The sequence below is a fragment of the Saccharomonospora saliphila YIM 90502 genome (assembly GCF_000383795.1).
Classification (GTDB): Bacteria; Actinomycetota; Actinomycetes; order Mycobacteriales; family Pseudonocardiaceae; genus Saccharomonospora; species Saccharomonospora saliphila.
Genome location: NZ_KB912656.1, coordinates 5659 through 22540 on the forward strand (window position 1 = coordinate 5659; position 16882 = coordinate 22540).

Annotated in this window: 17 protein-coding genes and 1 pseudogene; 10 read left to right on the forward strand and 8 right to left on the reverse strand. The window is 70.0% G+C overall.

The window, feature by feature from the left end; all coding sequences use genetic code 11:
• A pseudogene (locus SACSA_RS24565) lies at window positions 1-591 on the forward strand (Hsp70 family protein); the annotation flags it as partial.
• 21 nt (window positions 592-612) lie between these two features.
• Here the strand turns inward: SACSA_RS24565 and SACSA_RS27045 are convergent.
• Complete coding sequence (locus SACSA_RS27045) at window positions 613-735, reverse strand: hypothetical protein (protein ID WP_019815233.1); 123 nt, start codon at window positions 733-735, stop codon at window positions 613-615.
• Window positions 736-777: 42 nt separating this feature from the next.
• Between SACSA_RS27045 and SACSA_RS0109020 the strand changes: the two genes are divergently transcribed.
• From SACSA_RS0109020 to SACSA_RS0109030, 3 genes are all read left to right on the forward strand, one after another.
• Window positions 778-972: a DUF3046 domain-containing protein gene (locus tag SACSA_RS0109020; protein ID WP_019815235.1), complete on the forward strand. Its 195-nt coding sequence runs from the start codon at window positions 778-780 to the stop codon at window positions 970-972.
• A gap of 296 nt (window positions 973-1268) precedes the next feature.
• Complete coding sequence (gene recA, locus SACSA_RS0109025) at window positions 1269-2321, forward strand: recombinase RecA (RefSeq protein ID WP_019815237.1); 1053 nt, start codon at window positions 1269-1271, stop codon at window positions 2319-2321.
• An 11-nt stretch (window positions 2322-2332) separates the two neighbouring features.
• Entirely contained in the window at window positions 2333-2851 is a 519-nt protein-coding gene (locus SACSA_RS0109030) for a regulatory protein RecX (protein WP_019815239.1), read from the forward strand.
• Between the two features lie 45 nt (window positions 2852-2896).
• On the opposite strand, the gene SACSA_RS0109035 is transcribed toward SACSA_RS0109030, so the two are convergent.
• From SACSA_RS0109035 to edd, 3 genes are all read right to left on the reverse strand, one after another.
• Complete coding sequence (locus SACSA_RS0109035; protein ID WP_019815241.1) at window positions 2897-4345, reverse strand: lipase maturation factor family protein; 1449 nt, start codon at window positions 4343-4345, stop codon at window positions 2897-2899.
• Window positions 4346-4414: 69 nt separating this feature from the next.
• A complete protein-coding gene (gene eda, locus SACSA_RS0109040; protein ID WP_019815244.1) occupies window positions 4415-5056 on the reverse strand; it encodes a bifunctional 4-hydroxy-2-oxoglutarate aldolase/2-dehydro-3-deoxy-phosphogluconate aldolase in 642 nt (213 codons plus the stop codon).
• A complete protein-coding gene (gene edd / locus SACSA_RS0109045) occupies window positions 5053-6981 on the reverse strand; it encodes a phosphogluconate dehydratase (protein WP_019815245.1) in 1929 nt (642 codons plus the stop codon). Before edd ends, eda begins: the two co-directional genes overlap by 4 nt.
• Window positions 6982-7213: 232 nt before the next feature.
• Between edd and SACSA_RS0109050 the strand changes: the two genes are divergently transcribed.
• The 4 genes from SACSA_RS0109050 (at window position 7214) to SACSA_RS0109065 (ending at window position 11127) form a co-directional block, all read left to right on the forward strand.
• A complete protein-coding gene (locus SACSA_RS0109050; protein ID WP_019815247.1) occupies window positions 7214-7507 on the forward strand; it encodes a hypothetical protein in 294 nt (97 codons plus the stop codon).
• A 19-nt stretch (window positions 7508-7526) separates the two neighbouring features.
• Window positions 7527-8333 (forward strand): hypothetical protein, encoded by an 807-nt coding sequence (locus SACSA_RS0109055; protein ID WP_048876603.1) that lies wholly within the window; start codon window positions 7527-7529, stop codon window positions 8331-8333.
• A gap of 119 nt (window positions 8334-8452) precedes the next feature.
• A complete protein-coding gene (locus SACSA_RS0109060) occupies window positions 8453-10375 on the forward strand; it encodes a fumarate reductase/succinate dehydrogenase flavoprotein subunit (protein WP_019815250.1) in 1923 nt (640 codons plus the stop codon).
• The gene (locus SACSA_RS0109065; RefSeq protein ID WP_019815253.1) at window positions 10372-11127 is read left to right on the forward strand and encodes a succinate dehydrogenase/fumarate reductase iron-sulfur subunit; all 756 of its coding nucleotides are present in this window, start codon (window positions 10372-10374) and stop codon (window positions 11125-11127) included. Before SACSA_RS0109060 ends, SACSA_RS0109065 begins: the two co-directional genes overlap by 4 nt.
• A 78-nt stretch (window positions 11128-11205) precedes the next feature.
• Here the strand turns inward: SACSA_RS0109065 and SACSA_RS0109070 are convergent, their stop codons facing one another.
• The 4 genes from SACSA_RS0109070 to SACSA_RS0109085 all read right to left on the reverse strand — a co-directional run bounded on the left by SACSA_RS0109070 (window position 11206) and on the right by SACSA_RS0109085 (window position 14608).
• On the reverse strand, window positions 11206-12066 hold the full coding sequence (locus SACSA_RS0109070) for an amino acid ABC transporter permease (protein ID WP_019815255.1): 861 nt from the start codon (window positions 12064-12066) through the stop codon (window positions 11206-11208).
• A complete protein-coding gene (locus SACSA_RS0109075; protein WP_019815257.1) occupies window positions 12063-12710 on the reverse strand; it encodes an amino acid ABC transporter permease in 648 nt (215 codons plus the stop codon). The genes SACSA_RS0109070 and SACSA_RS0109075 overlap by 4 nt, the downstream gene beginning before the upstream one ends.
• Window positions 12711-12805: 95 nt before the next feature.
• Entirely contained in the window at window positions 12806-13729 is a 924-nt protein-coding gene (locus SACSA_RS0109080; protein ID WP_019815259.1) for a glutamate ABC transporter substrate-binding protein, read from the reverse strand.
• 123 nt (window positions 13730-13852) lie between these two features.
• On the reverse strand, window positions 13853-14608 hold the full coding sequence (locus SACSA_RS0109085) for an amino acid ABC transporter ATP-binding protein (RefSeq protein ID WP_019815261.1): 756 nt from the start codon (window positions 14606-14608) through the stop codon (window positions 13853-13855).
• Between the two features lie 259 nt (window positions 14609-14867).
• Between SACSA_RS0109085 and miaB the strand changes: the two genes are divergently transcribed.
• Both miaB and SACSA_RS0109095 read left to right on the forward strand, forming a co-directional pair.
• Complete coding sequence (gene miaB, locus SACSA_RS0109090; protein ID WP_019815263.1) at window positions 14868-16361, forward strand: tRNA (N6-isopentenyl adenosine(37)-C2)-methylthiotransferase MiaB; 1494 nt, start codon at window positions 14868-14870, stop codon at window positions 16359-16361.
• Entirely contained in the window at window positions 16358-16849 is a 492-nt protein-coding gene (locus SACSA_RS0109095; RefSeq protein WP_019815265.1) for an Rv2732c family membrane protein, read from the forward strand. The genes miaB and SACSA_RS0109095 overlap by 4 nt, the downstream gene beginning before the upstream one ends.
• Window positions 16850-16882 lie beyond the last annotated feature (33 nt).

The following is a 16882-nucleotide window of genomic DNA, read 5'->3' on the forward strand; positions in this document are numbered from 1 at the left end:
GGCCGGCCACGGAGAGCGTGGTGGCTCGTCGGCGCGGCCGTCGTGGCGGTCGCCGGGCTCGGCGCCGTGGCCGCCTTCGTGTTCCCGTCCTCGTCGGTGACGACCTACACCGCCGAGGAGTGTGCCGAACCGGGGCGTCCCGATGAACAAGGCTTCACGGGCTGCCTGCGGCAACTCGCCGGTACCGTGCCCGACGGTACCGATTGCGCGCCCGGCACCGGCACCGGTCCCGCGGCGGCGGCGAACGAGGAGGAACTCGGCGTCACCGTGACCTGCTCCGCGCCCGGGCTCCCGGCAGCGCAGATCACCTACCTGCACGGTGCCTCGGAGCGTCCGCTCGACGAGTACACCGACGGCCTGCTCACCCGCACCGGAGGCAGCGAGCAGGTCCAGGCGGCATGGCGCGGCAACGGCCTCGACGGCCGCTACGCGGCCTCGACGGGGACGAACTCCTCGGTGCTGGTGTTCACCGTGGACGACCGCCCCCTCTCCGGTTTCGTGTACCAGGTCAACGTCACCGGCGACGGGGAGCCGACGCCGCCGGGCGAACTCGCCACCTACTTCGAGACCACCGTGCAGCCCGGGCAGTGAGCGCCGCCCTCGGCACCGTCCTCACTTCTTGCGGTTGTTGCGCACCGCGATGATCAGCACGACGAGTGCGGCGGTCACCGTCGCGATGGCGGCCAGGCGCAGCGCGGTCGGCCCCAGGCCGGAGACCTCCTGTGCGAGCAGCATGCCCCTCACGGTACGGCTGTGCCCGGGGCTACGCTGAAGCCGATGCGGATCACGGTTTTCCGGCGGCTGATGTCGGAGGAGTTCGGCGCCGCCCGGGCCGAGATGCTGTCCGTGGACCACGTGTTCAGCGGGCTCGGCGGGCGCACCGTCGAGCAGGCGCTCGACGACGGCGTGCCCGCCAAGGAGATCTGGCGCGAGGTCTGTGCGGAATTCGACGTCCCCGCCGAGCGCCGCTGACCGGCGTCCGTCCGGCGACACACCGGCGCGCGGCGGCCTCGGGACGGGCGAACGGCGGCGCGAAAGCCTACCATCCCGGTGTGTCCTTTCGACGTCGAACAGGTGTTCGGCTAGGGTGGTTGTCCACAGGAGGGTCGGCTGTCCACAGATCGTCGGCCCTGCCTGGAACTGTCGGACCCGGCCCGTAACGTCGGAGTCGACACCACACACGGCCCCCGGCGAGCCCCCGGGCGAACGCGACCGACGGCGGGCCGGAAGCCGACAGCCACGCAGTCAGTAACCAAGAGGTGGATTCCATGCCAGCAGCGCCGGACAAGGGCCCGGACAAGAGCAAGGCGCTCGATCTCGCCCTCGCCCAGATCGACAAGCAGTTCGGCAAGGGTTCGGTGATGCGCCTCGGCGAGGACACCAGGCCTCCGGTCGAGGTCATCCCGACCGGTGCCATCGCGCTGGACATCGCTCTGGGCGTCGGCGGCCTCCCCCGGGGCCGGGTGGTCGAGGTGTACGGCCCCGAGTCGTCCGGTAAGACGACGGTGGCGCTGCACGCCGTCGCCAACGCCCAGCAGCAGGGCGGCATCGCGGCGTTCATCGACGCCGAGCACGCCCTGGACCCCGAGTACGCCAAGATCCTGGGCGTGGACACCGACGCCCTGCTCGTCTCGCAGCCGGACACGGGGGAGCAGGCGCTGGAGATCGCGGACATGTTGATCCGCTCCGGCGCACTGGACATCGTGGTGATCGACTCGGTGGCCGCGCTCGTCCCGCGCGCCGAGATCGAGGGCGAGATGGGCGATTCCCACGTCGGGCTCCAGGCCCGCCTGATGAGCCAGGCTCTGCGCAAGATCACCGGTGCTCTGCACAACTCCGGTACCACCGCGATCTTCATCAACCAGCTCCGCGAGAAGGTCGGCGTCATGTTCGGGTCCCCCGAGACCACGACCGGTGGTAAGGCGCTGAAGTTCTATGCCTCGGTCCGGCTCGACGTGCGCCGGATCGAGACCTTGAAGGACAGTGGTGAGCCGGTCGGGAACCGCACCCGGGTCAAGGTCGTGAAGAACAAGGTGGCGCCTCCGTTCAAGCAGGCCGAGTTCGACATCCTCTACGGCGTCGGTGTCTCCCGTGAGGGCTCGCTGATCGACATGGGCGTGGATCAGGGCATCGTCCGTAAGTCCGGCGCCTGGTACACCTACGAGGGAGACCAGCTCGGTCAGGGCAAGGAGAACGCGCGCCGGTTCCTGCGGGAGAACCCGGACGTCGCCAACGAGATCGAGAAGCGCATCAAGGAGAAGCTCGGCGTCGGGGCGCAGGCCGAATCGACCGAGGAGGAGGCGGCGCCGGTCGAGTTCTAGGCGAGGCGGCCATGACGGAATCCACACCCGAGGACGCGCGGCGCAAGGCCAGGGAGATCTGCTTCGATCTCCTGGCCGCGCGCCCGCGGACGAAGGAGGAGCTGCGGCAGGCGCTGACCCGTAAGGGGGTCGACGAGGAGATCCGGGAGGGCCTGCTCGGCAAGCTCGACGACGCCGGGTTGGTGGACGACGCGGCGTTCGCCGAGATGTGGGTGCGCTCGCGACACACCCACCAGGGGCTCGGCCGCCGGGCGCTGGTGGCGGAGCTACGGCGTAAGGGCGTGGACCCCGAGATCGCGACCGAGGCCGCCGGTGAGATCGACCGGGACGCGGAGGACGAGCGTGCCCGGCAGCTCGTGCGGAAGAAGCTGCGCACGATGACCGAGGTGGACGAGCGGAAGGCCACCCGGCGACTGCTCGGGATGTTGGCGCGCAAGGGCTACTCGCAGGGTCTGGCCTACGCCGTCGTCCGGGACGAACTCCGCGCCGCCGGGGCGGAGTCGACGCCGCTCGACGACCTCGGGGACTGACGGGCCGGACGCCGGTGTGTACGTAAGACCGGCGCTCCGGTTGCGCTAGTCGGGAAGGGGAACGGCGACGGCGGTGCCGTCGGCGCCTAGCCGGGACGTGCGTACGACGGTGCCGACGGGCTCGCGGACCCACCAGACGCCCGTCTCACGCCGTTCCCGGCGCGTGCTGAAGCGGTAGTGAAACAGCCGTGCGCGCACGAACCGCGGTGCGGAGCCGTCGAACGGGTCACGGCGCAGAAGGGTGCGGATCGTGGGATCGCCGTTGAGCAGCTTGGTCACCAGCGCCGGGAGCCACCGGCCGCCGTAGCGCGGTGACAACGACGCGAACCAGAGCATCCAGTCGAGCCGTAGGTGGTACGGCGCGATCTGTGGCGGTCGTCGGTACGGATCGCCCGGCTTGCCCTTGAACTCGTATTCCCGCCACGTGGCGTCGGGGCCGAGATCGCCCGCGGTGCCTTCGACGATCACCTCGTATCGTTCGCGTGTGACGCTGCCGAACGCGCCGTAGCTGTTGACCAGGCGCAGCGGGTCGTACGTCGTGTTCATGACCTGGCCGCGCCCGACGAGGTTGCGCACGGGCCGGTAACTGAGCACGACGACCAGCACGGTCACGGCGATGACCACGGCGCCGTACCAGGTCGGGGGCCGCGCGAGGGGTGGCGGCTCCCACGGCAGCAACCGCCCGTCGATCGCGGGCACCGCCAGGGCCATCGTCACGGCGTTGAGCCAGGCGAAGTTGCCGCTGAGCACCAGCCAGCCCTGTGTGACGAGCACGATCGCCGCGGCCACCGTGGCAGCCGGTTGCGGGGCGAACAACGCGAACGGCACCACGAGCTGCGCCCCGTGATTCGCGGCGACCTCCACCCGGTGCGCCCAGCCCGGCGCATGGTGGAAATGCCAGCTCAACGGGCCCGGCATGGGCTGGGTCTCGTGGTGGTAGTGCAGGCAGGTGAGATCGCGCCAGCAGCGGTCGCCGCGCAGCTTGATCAGTCCGGCGCCGAACTCCACCCGGAACAACAGCCAGAGCAGCAGCAGCGGCACCAGGGCCGGAACCTCGGTGTGCGCGGGGCCGAGAAAGATCGCCAGGAATCCGGCCTCCAGCAGCAGCGACTCCCAGCCGAACGCGTACCACGCCTGGCCGACGTTGACGATCGACAGGTATAGCACCCAGGGCACGGTCCACAGCAGCAGGCAGGCCCACACTGGCAGGAGGTCGGCCGCGCCCAGTAGGAGCGCGGCCGAGACCGCGGCGCCGGTCGCTGCGACGACGGCGAAGAAGCGGTCGCTGTAGTGCCAGTGGAACAGGCTGGGTGACCGGCGGGCGGGGACGCGCCGCACGAACTCGGGGATCGGCAGCAGTCCCCGGCTTCCCAGCAGCGCACGGAACTGGTTCAACGCGCACACGAACGCCACGAGGTAGAGCGCGGCGAGCAGGCGCTGGAACAGCAGCCGCGACGCCCAGGCGCCGTCGGCGGTGAACCACTCCCACTGCACCGGTGTCGCCGACCTCCTCTCTCCACCCGGGGTCCGCTCGACCGCGGCGGGCTCGGGAGAGCCGGTCGCTCAGGGCCGCAGCGCCGCCGCCTCCTTCGCCAGTGTCTCAACACGGGCGTAGTCGCGATCGGCGAGTGCGTCCTTCGGGGTGAGCCACGAGCCGCCCACGCAGTCGACGTTCGGCAGCGCGAGGTAGGAGGCCGCGTTGCCGGTACCGATGCCACCGGTGGGGCAGAACCGCAGGCCGGGCAGCGGCCCGGCGAGGGCGGACAAGGCCGCCGCGCCGCCGCTGGCCTCGGCGGGGAAGAACTTCAGCGTGTCGAACCCGCGTTCGCTCAGGCGCATCGCCTCGGACACCGTGGCCGCGCCGGGAAGCAGCGGGAGCCCGGTGCCGGTCGTGGCGTCGAGCAGCGTGTCGGTGCAGCCGGGGGTGACGAGGAACGACGCTCCCGCCCGGGCGGCCTGGTCGGCCTGTTCGGGCCGCACGACGGTGCCCGCTCCGACGACGATGTCGGGCACCTCGGCGGCGACCCGGCGCACGGCCTCAAGGGCGGCGGGGGTGCGCAGCGTGATCTCCATGACCCGCACTCCGCCCGCGAGCAGCGCCCGAGCGGTGGGTACGGCACTGTCCGCGTCGTCGAGCACGACGACGGGCATCACCGGGGACAGGTCGAGCAGGTCGCGCGGGTCCGGTGCCTGGTCGGTGCTCATGCGTGCCCTCCGATCTCGGCCGCGGCCACCGGGGACGTGGCGTCGCGGCCCGCGGTGTGCGTTTCGGGTGTGGTGGTGTGGCCCTCGTCGTCCGGGCCGAGGGGGACGGGGGCGAACACGCTCGCGCCCTTCTCCGCCGTCCCGACGGCGCCGCGCAGGGCCGCGAACAGTTCGCGTCCGGTGCCGGTCCACTCCCGCGCGTCCGGCGGCTCGGCGACCGGCTGCCGGGCGGCGAGGGTGGCGTCGTCGACGAGGACGTCGAGCCGCCCAGTGTCGGCGTCCAGCCGGATGGGATCGCCGTCGGTCACGCGCGCGAGAACCTCGTTCGTGGCGGCCTCGGGACTGACGTGGATGGCCGCGGGGACCTTGCCGGACGCGCCGGACATCCGGCCGTCGGTGACGAGCGCGACGCGGTGGCCCTTGTCCATGAGCGAGGACAGCGCCGGGATGAGCCCGTGCAGTTCCGGCATGCCCCGGGCGCGGGGGCCGTGGTGGGGGATCACCACCACGATGTCGCGCTCCAGCTCGCCCGCGCGGAAGGCCCGGTCGAACTCAGCCTGGTCGGCGAACACCCGGGCGGGCGCCTCCACCACCCGGTGCTCCGGGGCGACCGCCGAGACCTTGATCACCGATCGGCCGAGGTTGCCCCGCAGGAGACGCAGGCCGCCCTCGGGGGAGAACGGTCGCTGGGGAGTGCGCAGCACGCTGTCGTCGAGGGTGCGGGGCTCGACCTCGCGCCAGGTGAGCGCGCCGTCGGTCAGGATCGGTTCGCTGCGGTAGCGGTGCAGGCCGGGCCCGGCGACCGTGCGCACGTCCTCGTGCAGCAGGCCCGCGTCGAGCAGCGAGCCCACGAGCACCTGCACGCCCCCGGCGGCGTGGAAGTGGTTGATGTCGGCGCTGCCGTTCGGATAGAGGTTGGCCAGCAGCGGCACGACGGCGGACAGGTCGTTGAAGTCGTCCCAGGTCAGCTCGATGCCCGCCGCCGCGGCGATCGCCACGAGGTGCAGCGTGTGGTTCGGCGAGCCGCCGGTGGCCAGCAGTGCGACGAGGCCATTGACCAGCGAGCGTTCGTCGATCACCTCGGCCAGCGGGGTGTACTGCTCGCCCCGGGAGATCTCGACGGCGCGGCGGGCGGCGTGTTCGGTGAGCGCCTTGCGCAGGTCCGTGCCGGGGTGAATGAAGCTCGATCCCGGCAGGTGCAAGCCCATGACCTCGACCACGAGCTGGTTGGAGTTGGCCGTGCCGTAGAAGGTGCAGGTGCCGGGGGAGTGGTAGGAGGCGGCTTCGGCGTCGAGCAGGTCCTCGCGGGTGGCGCGGCCCTCGGCGTAGAGCTGGCGGACGCGGGCCTTCTCCTTGTTCGGCAGCCCCGAGGTCATCGGTCCGGCGGGCACGAGCAGAGCGGGCAGGTGGCCGAAGGACAGGGCGCCGATGAGCAGCCCCGGCACGATCTTGTCGCAGACGCCGAGCAGCAGTGCCGCGTCGAACATCTCGTGCGACAGCGCGACGCCGGTGGCCATCGCGATCACGTCGCGGCTGAACAGGGACAGCTCCATGCCGGTGCGTCCCTGGGTGATGCCGTCGCACATGGCGGGGACACCGCCCGCGAACTGGGCGACGCCGCCCGCCTCGCGCGCGGCGTCCTTGATCCAGGCGGGGAACTCGTCGAACGGCTTGTGCGCCGAGAGCAGGTCGTTGTAGGCCGACACCACGGCGACGCCGGGCTTGCGCAGGCCGCGCAGGGCCGCGCGGTCCGGGCCCGAGAAGGCGGCGAAGGAGTGGGCGAGGTTGCTGCACCCCATCCCGGCACGGACGGGCTCCTCGGACGCGGCGGCGGCCACCCGTCCGAGGTAGGCACGGCGTGTGGGCGCGCTCCGGCGCTCGATGCGGTCGGTGACGTCGGCGATGACGGGGTGGAGGGGTGGCAACGGCGCTCCCGGTCGCTCGGAGTGATCGGCGGTCGGCAGCGGACGACGGCGCTGGCGTCGCGGCCGGCTGGGCACTGACACGATACAGACGAGCTCGGCGCCCACAAAATCGATTAAGTACGCAATAATAAGTGATCTTGCTCACGTCCGACGCGCGTGGATGTGACTTGTCACACGTCCCGTGGCCGGGCAGAGTCGGCTCCACGGGCGGAAACGGACTCGGAGGGTGAGGATGTCCAGTGTGGAGATGACCGAACTACGCCGGGCGATCGGACAGCTGCGGCAGTGCGTCGGAGCACTGCGCGCCCGCTACGGCGAGGCGCCCGCGGTGCGCAGGATCGCCAACGACATCGACCGTCTCGATATCGACGCGGGTGATCTCGCGCAGGCGTCGCCGGTTCCGGCGCAGGGCCGGGTGACCGACCGCGCCGAGGTCGTCCCCGTCCCCGATACGCCGTACGACCCCGCGCTGTGGCACGGCGCGGACGACGAGGGTGTGGGTGGTTACCAGCGTGACCAGCACTGATCAGTCGGGTTCCGGCACGGTGGCCGGACCCGCGACGACGGCGGGCGGACGTCAGGAACCTCCGTCGGGCGCCCGCACCCTGCGCAAGGACCGGTGGTGGCTGCCTCCGCTGCTGACCGCGCTCGGGCTGGCGACCTTCGTGGTGTACGCGACCGTGCGCTCGTTCATGCGCGAGGGCTACTGGGACGCCGAGAACCACTACCTGACACCGTTCTATTCGCCGTGCCTGAGCGACTCGTGCGTGCCGGGGTCGAGCCACTTCGGCACGCCCATCGGGGAACTGCCCGGGTTCATCCCGCTGGCGTTTCTCTCGCTGCCGTTCCTGCTCGCGTTCCGGCTCACCTGCTATTACTACCGCAAGGCCTACTACCGGTCGGTATGGTTCGCCCCGCCCGCCTGCGCCGTCACCGAACCGCACGCGCGCTACACCGGGGAGACCCGCCTTCCGCTGATCGTGCAGAACGCGCACCGGTACTTCTTCTACGCGGCCGTCGTGATCACGGTGATCAACACCTACGACGCCGTCCTCGCGTTCGGTGGGGAGCGCGGGTTCGGCATCGGGCTGGGCAACATCATCCTGCTGGTCAACGTCGTGTTGCTGTGGGGATACACGTTGTCGTGTCATTCGTGTCGGCACGTGACCGGCGGCCGGTTGAAGAACTTCTCGAAGCACCCGGTGCGGTACCGGATGTGGACCCAGATCAGCAAGCTCAACGTCCGGCACATGCAGTTCGCCTGGATCACGCTGGGGACGCTCGTGCTGACCGACCTGTACGTGTGGCTGGTCTCCACCGGCACGATCACCGACCTGCGCATTCTCAACTGAACACGGCATCGACTCAGCCCGGCGAACAACCGAGCCCGGCGACAACTGAACACGGCATCAACTGAACACAGCGTCGCGTGCCCGGGCACGGCGACGCGGAACCAGAGGTGACCTTCTCCATGACCGAGGTCGAGCGGCACAGCTACGACGTCGTGGTGATCGGTGCCGGGGGCGCCGGTCTGCGTGCCGTGATCGAGGCGCGGCAGCGTGGCCTGTCCGTCGCGGTGGTGTGCAAGTCGCTGTTCGGCAAGGCGCACACCGTGATGGCCGAGGGCGGCTGCGCCGCGTCGATGGGCAACGTGAACTCCAGCGACGACTGGCGGGTGCACTTCCGCGACACGATGCGCGGGGGCAAGTTCCTCAACAACTGGCGTATGGCGGAACTGCACGCCAAGGAGGCTCCCGACAGGGTGTGGGAGCTGGAGACCTACGGAGCGTTGTTCGACCGGACCGCGGACGGCCGGATCAGTCAGCGCAACTTCGGCGGGCACACCTATCCGCGCCTGGCCCACGTCGGAGACCGGACCGGCCTCGAACTGATCCGCACGATGCAGCAGAAGGTCGTCTCGCTTCAGCAGGACGACTACGCCGCCTACGGCGATTACGAGGCCAAGCTCAAGGTCTTCGCCGAGTGCACCGTCACCGAGCTGCTCACCGACGACGGCGCGATCGCGGGCGCGTTCGGTTACTGGCGGGAGTCGGGCCGGTTCGTGCTGTTCGAGGCGCCCGCCGTGGTGCTGGCCACCGGCGGCATCGGCAAGTCGTTCCAGGTCACGTCGAACTCCTGGGAGTACACCGGCGACGGGCACGCGCTGGCGCTCAGGGCGGGCGCGAAGCTGATCAACATGGAGTTCGTGCAGTTCCACCCCACCGGCATGGTCTGGCCGCCGAGCGTGAAGGGCATCCTGGTCACCGAGGGCGTCCGGGGCGACGGCGGGGTCCTGCGCAACTCCGAGGGCGAGCGTTTCATGTTCCGGTACGTGCCGGACGTGTTCAAGGGCCAGTACGCCGAGAGCGAGGACGAGGCCGACCGCTGGTACACCGACCCGGACAACCACCGCCGTACTCCCGACCTGCTGCCGCGCGACGAGGTCGCCCGTGCGATCAACAACGAGGTCAAGGAGGGCCGAGGTTCGCCGCACGGTGGCGTCTACCTCGACATCGCGAGCCGGATGCCGGCCGACGAGATCCGGCGCAGGCTCCCGTCGATGTACCACCAGTTCCGCGAGCTGGCCGACGTGGACATCACGGCCGAGGCGATGGAGGTCGGGCCGACGTGTCACTACGTCATGGGCGGTATCGAGGTGGACCCGGACACCGCGCAGTCGAGCGTGCCCGGTCTGTTCTCGGCAGGCGAGTGCTCGGGCGGGATGCACGGGTCGAACCGGCTCGGCGGCAACTCGCTGTCCGACCTGCTCGTGTTCGGCCGCAGGGCCGGTCTGGGCGCGGCCGACTACATCGACTCGCTCTCCCGCAGGCCCGAGGTGTCCGATGTGGACGTCGCGGTGGCCGCGCGGGCGGCGCTGTCCCCGTTCGACACCCCGCGCGACGGCTCTGAGCCGGTGAACCCGTATGCCGTGCAGAGCGAACTCCAGCAGTGCATGAACGACCTCGTCGGCATCATCCGCACGGCCGATGAGATGAGCACCGCGCTCGACAGGCTCGGCGAGATCCGGGAGCGGATGCGCGCCGTCACGGTGGTGGGCCACCGGGAGTACAACCCCGGCTGGCACCTGGCGCTCGACCTGCGCAACATGCTGTTGGTCAGCGAGTGCGTCGCCCGCGCGGCGCTGCGGCGCACGGAGAGCCGGGGCGGGCACACGCGCGACGACCACCCCGCGATGGAGGCGGCCTGGCGCAACACGCTACTGGTCTGCGCGGCGGCGGACACCGAGGCGGCGGTACCCGAGGTCACCGTCGAGGCGACCGAACCCGAGCCCATGCGGGCCGATCTCGTCGAGCTGTTCGAGCTGTCCGAACTGGAGAAGTACTACACAGACGAGGAATTGACCGCGTACCGGCGAAAGGACGCCGTGACATGAGCTACGAGGCCACACTGCGGGTCTGGCGCGGGGACACCGAGTCCGGCGAGCTGCGCGACTACACCGTGGAGGCGAACGAGGGCGAAGTCGTGCTCGACCTGATCCACCGGCTCCAGGCCACCCAGGCGCCGGATCTGGCGGTGCGATGGAACTGCAAGGCGGGCAAATGCGGCTCCTGCTCGGCGGAGGTCAACGGCAGGCCGCGGTTGTTGTGCATGACCCGTATGTCGATCTTCGAAGAGGACGAGGTCATCACGGTCACCCCGATGCGCACGTTCCCCGTCGTGCGGGACCTGGTCACCGACGTCTCCTACAACTACGCCAAGGCCCGCGAGATCCCCTCGTTCGCGCCGCCCGCCGAGCTGGCGCCGGGGGAGTACCGCATGCGCCAGGAGGATGTGGAGCGCTCGCAGGAGTTCCGCAAGTGCATCGAGTGCTTTCTGTGCCAGGACGTCTGCCACGTGATCCGTGACCACGACGAGAACAAGCAGGCGTTCGCGGGTCCCCGGTTCCTCATGCGGATCGCGGAGCTGGAGATGCATCCGCTGGACGAGGCCGACCGGCGCACGGAGGCGCAGACCGAGCACGGGCTGGGTTACTGCAACATCACCAAGTGTTGCAGCGAGGTGTGCCCGGAGAACATCCACATCACCGACAACGCCCTCATCCCGATGAAGGAGCGCGTCGCCGACCGCCGTTACGACCCGCTCGTCTGGCTGGGCAGCAAAATCTTCCGCCGCGACGCCCGCTGACCCTCGTTGTCAAGTCGTCAAGGCCTCCTTCACTGCGTTGAGTGCAGTGAAGGAGGCCTTGACGGCACTTACCGGGGGTCAGCTCGCGGGGTCGTGGGTGAGGACCTTTTCCTCGCCCTTCGCGGTGATCTCCGCGTCCGGTGCCTTGTCGCTGCGGCGGTTGCGCGAGTCGAGGTAGCGCGCCACGCCCGTCAAGGCCAGGCACATGACGATGTACATCGCGCCCACCACGAGCGTGATCGGCACGAGCGGCCTGCCGAACTCGGCGACACCGCCCAGGTAACGGGCGTAGCGCAGCAGCTCCTCGTAGGTGATGAGGAAGCCGAGCGCGGTGTCCTTGAGCAGGACGACGAGCTGGCTGACGATCGCGGGCAGCATCGCCCGCAGCGCCTGCGGCAGCAACACCGACCGCATCACCTGCGTCTTGTGCATGCCGATCGCGTACGCGGCCTCGCTCTGTCCCTTCGGCAGCGACAGCACACCCGCGCGGAACACCTCGGCGAGCACGGACCCGTTGTAGAGGGTCAGCCCGAGCACGACCGAGTAGAACGGGGCACCCAGCGCCAGTCCGTAGTGGAAGAAGAAGATCATCACCACGAGCGGGACGGCGCGGAAGAACTCCACGATGATCGTGGACGGCACCCGGAAGATCGCGTGGTCGGAGAGCCTGCCCGCCGCGAAGATCGCGGCGAAGGCGAGCGCGAGCAGCGTGGCCACCGCGAAGGCCCGGAGCGTGTTGCCGAGCGCGGAGACGAGTTCGAGCTGGACCTGCTCGTAGAGGATCCACTCCCACATCTCGCCGTCGAACTGGCCCGCGTCGGCGAACTGGTAGACGATGAAGCCCACGATGCCGACGAGGGCGGCCACGCCGACGACGGCGTAGCCGAGGTGCCGCGCGCGGGCCTTCGGTCCGGGGACGTCGAACAGAACCGCGCTCATCGGGCCACACTCCAGCGCTTCTCGAGGCTGCGTTGCAGCAGTGTCATGGGAATGATGAGGATGACGAACCCGAGGGCGACCCACAGCAGTCCGACCATGACGCTGTAGCCGCGCTCGGCGAGATAGTTCTGGATCGCGCCCGCCTCCACCACGGAGAACCCGGCGGCGATCGTGGTGTTCTTCAGCAGCGCGATCATCGTGCTCATCATCGGGGGTACGACCGAGCGCCCCGCCTGGGGCAGGACGACCTGCCCGAGGGTCTGGCCGAAGGTCAGCCCGATCGCGCGCGCCGCCTCGGCCTGGCCCACCGGCACCGTGTTGATGCCCGACCGCACGACCTCGCAGACGAACGCGGACGTGTAAATGATCAGGGCGACGACCGCCGAGGCGAAGAACGACAGGTCGACCACGTCGAGAAGCGGGAACGCGAAGGCGAAGAAGAAAAAGATCAACGTCAGCGGTGTGTTGCGGAACAGCGTGACGTAGGTGGCCCCGGCCGCCCGCAGGATCGGCACCGGGCTGACCCGCACCATCGCGAGGATGGTGCCCAGCACCAGCGAGCCGATCGCCGCGAGAACGAACAGCTTGATGGTGTTGAGAAAGCCCGGACCGTAGAGGTCGAGGTTGTCCAGCAGAACGTCCATGTTTCCCTCGGTGAAGCTGGGGCGGATGGATCAGGCACGGGCTCGGCCCCGGCGCTGGCGGGGCACCGGGGCCGAGCCGGGATCGTGCCGGGCGGTCAGTACCGCTCGATGGTGGGCATCTCGGCCTCGTTGCCGGACTGGCCCAGCGTGGCGTCGTAGATTTCCTGCCAGGTGCCGTCGTCCATGGCCTCCTGCAAGATGTCGTTGACCTTCTCCCGCAGGGCGTCGTCCTGCTTGGGCAGGCCGATGCCGTACGGCTCGTCGGAGAAGGTCTCACCGACGACCTTGAAGTTGTCCGGCTCCTGCGCGGCGTAGCCGAGCAGGATCGCGTCGTCGGTGGTGACGGCGTCGACCTGGCCCTGTGCGAGCTGGTTCACGCACTGGGAGTAGGTCTGCAACTCGACGATGTTGCCGTCCTCGGTCAGGCCCTGCTCCCGCACCCGCTGGATCGGCGTCGAGCCACTGACCGAGCAGACCTTCTTGCCCTTGAGGTCGTCCTTGCCGTTGATGTCCTCGTTGTCGGCCGAGACCAGCAGCCCCTGACCCGCGACGAAGTACGGACCGGCGAAGCCGACCTGCTCCTTGCGCTCGTCGTTGATCGTGTAGGTGCCGACGTAGTAGTCGACGTCACCGTTGATCAGCGCCTGCTCCCGCCCGGCGGAGGGCACCGGCTTGTACTCGATCTTCGCGGGGTCGAACCCGAGCCGCGCGGAGACCATGCGGGCGATCTCGACGTCGAACCCGCTGTACTCGCCGCTGGTCGGGTCCTTGTACCCGAGGCCCGGCTGGTCCTCCTTGACGCCCACGATCGGGCCGCCGCGGTTGGTCATCTTCTCGAAGGTGGGGGAGCCCTCGAGGGTGACGTCCTGGGCGACCTCGTAGCTCAGCGTCTCGGCGGCGTTGCCGTCGCCGCCGTTGCCCTCACCGCTGCCGCTGTCCGACGGCGCGCCTTCCTTGCCGCATGCGGTCAGTGCGAGACCGGCGGCCAGCAGGCCGGCCGCCAGGGTGCGGATTCTCATGTGCACCTCTCCTGTTTCCGGTTGAGGCGGCCCGCGCCGCCACGATCGCGGGGGCGGCGGTCACCGCCCCCGGCTGCCGAGGCGGCGCCGCCGGTGTTGCCGACCGCGGCGCCGCCGGAACCCTCAGTGGGTGAGGATCTTGCCCAGGAAGTCCTTCGCCCGCCCGGACCGCGGCGCGGTGAAGAACTCCTCGGGGGTCGAATCCTCGGCGATCTCGCCGTCGGACATGAACACCACCCGGTGCGCGGCCCGGCGCGCGAACCCCATCTCGTGGGTCACCACGAGCATCGTCATGCCCCCGTCGGCCAGTTCGGTCATCGTGTCGAGGACCTCCTGGACCATCTCGGGGTCCAGCGCGGAGGTGGGCTCGTCGAACAGCATGACCTTGGGGCGCATCGCCAGCGCCCGCGCGATGGCGGCGCGCTGCTGCTGGCCACCGGAAAGCTGCGCGGGGTACTTGTGCGCCTGGTTGGCGATGCCGACCCGGTCGAGCAGTTCGCGAGCGGTCTCCTTGGCCTCGGCGACCGCGGTCTTGCGGACCTTGACCGGCCCGAGCGTGACGTTGTCGAGGATCGTCTTGTGCGCGAACAGGTTGAACTGCTGGAAGACCATGCCGACGTCGGCACGCAGTGCGGCGAGGCCGCGACCCTCAGCGGGCAGCGGCTTGCCGTCGACGGCGATCTCACCTGAGTCGATCGGCTCAAGCCGGTTGATCGCGCGGCACAACGTCGACTTCCCCGAGCCCGAGGGCCCGAGCACGACCACGACCTGACCCCGCGGCACCTCGAAGTCGATGTCCTTGAGCACGTGCAGGTCGCCGAAGTGCTTGTTCACCGCACGGGCGGTGATCATCGGCGGCGTGGGCGTCGCGGTGCTCATCAGACCTCCATCACACGGCAATCCGCGGGTAGCGGGTTGTCACAGGCAACACCGGTGTTCAACACCTTTGGGGCAAATTTGGCATGGGGTGTGGACCAAAAGGCAACCATACGTGCACAGATCGGCCCAACAGGTGGGAACCGGCTCAGACGTTTCCGAACCTTAACCGGCGTGGCCGGGACGGAGCCAGTGAGGTGCGCGACGGCGTCTGACCTACCCTGGGACCGTAACTGTCGGCCCGCGCGCACCAGGAGATCCGGTGAGCCGCACGTACCAGATCCGCACCTTCGGGTGTCAGATGAACGTCCACGACTCCGAGCGTCTCGCCGGGCAGCTGGAGGACGCCGGTTACCGGCAGGTCACAGACGGTGACGACCCGGACGTCGTGGTGCTCAACACCTGTGCGGTCCGGGAGAACGCCGACAACAAGCTCTACGGCAACCTCGGCCACCTGCGGGCGAGCAAGAACACCAGGCCGGACATGCAGATCGCGGTCGGCGGGTGTCTCGCGCAGAAGGACCGCGGTGAGATCGTGCGCCGTGCGCCGTGGGTCGATGTGGTGTTCGGCACGCACAACATCGCCGCGCTGCCCGCGCTGCTCGAGCGCTCGCGGCACAACGCCGAGGCGCAGGTCGAGATCCTGGAGTCGTTGGAGACCTTCCCCTCGACGCTGCCCGCGCGCCGCGAGTCCGCCTACTCCGGCTGGGTCTCGATCTCGGTGGGCTGCAACAACACCTGCACGTTCTGCATCGTGCCGTCCCTGCGGGGCAAGGAGCGCGACCGGCGGCCCGGCGAGATCCTCGCCGAGGTCGAGGCGCTGGTCGCCGAGGGCGTCTCCGAGGTGACCCTGCTCGGGCAGAACGTCAACTCCTACGGTGTGGAGTTCGGCGACCGCTACGCGTTCGGAAAGCTGCTGCGTTCCTGCGGTTCGGTCGAGGGGCTGGAACGGGTGCGCTTCACCTCGCCGCACCCGGCCGCGTTCACCGACGACGTGATCGACGCGATGGCCGAGACGCCCAACGTCTGTCCGCAGTTGCACATGCCGCTGCAGTCGGGTTCCGACCGCGTGCTCAAGGCGATGCGCCGCTCCTACCGCTCCTCGCGGTTCCTGTCGATCCTGGACACGGTGCGGGCCGCGATGCCGGAGGCCGCCATCACCACCGACATCATCGTCGGTTTCCCCGGCGAGACCGAGGAGGACTTCGAGCAGACGCTCGAGGTGGTGCGGCGAGCCCGGTTCTCCAGCGCGTTCACCTTCCAGTACTCCCCGCGCCCGGGAACCCCGGCCGCCGAGATGGCGGGTCAGGTGCCCAAGGAGGTCGTGCAGGAGCGCTACGACCGCCTGGTGGCGCTGCAGGACGAGATCGCCTGGAAGGAGAACGAGCGGCTCGTCGGCGGCACGGTGGAGCTGTTGGTCGCCGCGGGTGAAGGACGCAAGGACGCCGAGACACACCGCATGAGCGGCCGTGCCCGGGACGGCAGGCTGGTGCACTTCACCCCCTCCGGTCCGGCCGTCGACGGCGCGGTCCGGCCCGGAGACGTCGTGGAGACCACGGTCACCTACGCCGCTCCGCACCACCTCGTCGCCGACGCCGACCTGCACACCCACCGCCGCACGCGGGCGGGCGACAACGCCGAGGCGGGGCTGCGCCCGAAGACCCGGGGTGTCGGGCTGGGCCTGCCGTCGTTCGGCGCACCGGCACCCGAGCCCGCGGCGGCCGCGGTGGGATGCGGCACGGAGGGTTGTCCATGAGCCACGACGCGAGAGCCGACGGTGAGCGGCGTGACGAGCGGCTGGACGGACTGGCCGCCGACGTGGACGCCGCCGTGACGCGCGCGGTGAAGACCGTCGAGTTCGGCCGCCGGGGCTTCGCGGTCGCGGTGACGGTGTTCGTGCTCGTCGTCGGCCTGATCCTGCCGTGGGTGGACGGGCTGGCCGGATGGCAGGTCCTGCTCGGGCAGGCCGAGGCCATCCCGCGGCTGTTCGCGGCCACCGCCACCGGTTTCGGCGTGCTGGCCTCGACGCTCGCGTTGGCGACCCGCCGCTGGTGGCTGGCGTGGGTGTGCGCCGTCGGGGGCTGGTTCGCCTTCGTCGACGGCATCCTCGCGATCTGGTCGCAGCAGTCCTCGTCGGTCAGCGGTGTTCCGGGGGACGGACCCGGCATCGGCCTCGTGCTCGCCGTGCTGGCGATGGCGGCTCTGGCCGCGCAGTGGATGCGCCTGGCCTGGTCGCGCTCGTGACCGGGGCCGGGCGCCCGCGCGCCCGGCCCACCC

Coding starts and splice junctions, on each gene's coding strand:
- SACSA_RS27045 (WP_019815233.1), bottom strand. CDS start 735: ATGCTGCTCGCACAGGAGGTCTCCGGCCTGGGGCCGACCGCGCTGCGC.
- SACSA_RS0109020 (WP_019815235.1), top strand. CDS start 778: ATGCGGATCACGGTTTTCCGGCGGCTGATGTCGGAGGAGTTCGGCGCC.
- recA (WP_019815237.1), top strand. CDS start 1,269: ATGCCAGCAGCGCCGGACAAGGGCCCGGACAAGAGCAAGGCGCTCGAT.
- SACSA_RS0109030 (WP_019815239.1), top strand. CDS start 2,333: ATGACGGAATCCACACCCGAGGACGCGCGGCGCAAGGCCAGGGAGATC.
- eda (WP_019815244.1), bottom strand. CDS start 5,056: ATGAGCACCGACCAGGCACCGGACCCGCGCGACCTGCTCGACCTGTCC.
- SACSA_RS0109050 (WP_019815247.1), top strand. CDS start 7,214: ATGTCCAGTGTGGAGATGACCGAACTACGCCGGGCGATCGGACAGCTG.
- SACSA_RS0109060 (WP_019815250.1), top strand. CDS start 8,453: ATGACCGAGGTCGAGCGGCACAGCTACGACGTCGTGGTGATCGGTGCC.
- SACSA_RS0109065 (WP_019815253.1), top strand. CDS start 10,372: ATGAGCTACGAGGCCACACTGCGGGTCTGGCGCGGGGACACCGAGTCC.
- SACSA_RS0109070 (WP_019815255.1), bottom strand. CDS start 12,066: ATGAGCGCGGTTCTGTTCGACGTCCCCGGACCGAAGGCCCGCGCGCGG.
- SACSA_RS0109075 (WP_019815257.1), bottom strand. CDS start 12,710: ATGGACGTTCTGCTGGACAACCTCGACCTCTACGGTCCGGGCTTTCTC.
- SACSA_RS0109080 (WP_019815259.1), bottom strand. CDS start 13,729: ATGAGAATCCGCACCCTGGCGGCCGGCCTGCTGGCCGCCGGTCTCGCA.
- SACSA_RS0109085 (WP_019815261.1), bottom strand. CDS start 14,608: ATGAGCACCGCGACGCCCACGCCGCCGATGATCACCGCCCGTGCGGTG.
- SACSA_RS0109095 (WP_019815265.1), top strand. CDS start 16,358: ATGAGCCACGACGCGAGAGCCGACGGTGAGCGGCGTGACGAGCGGCTG.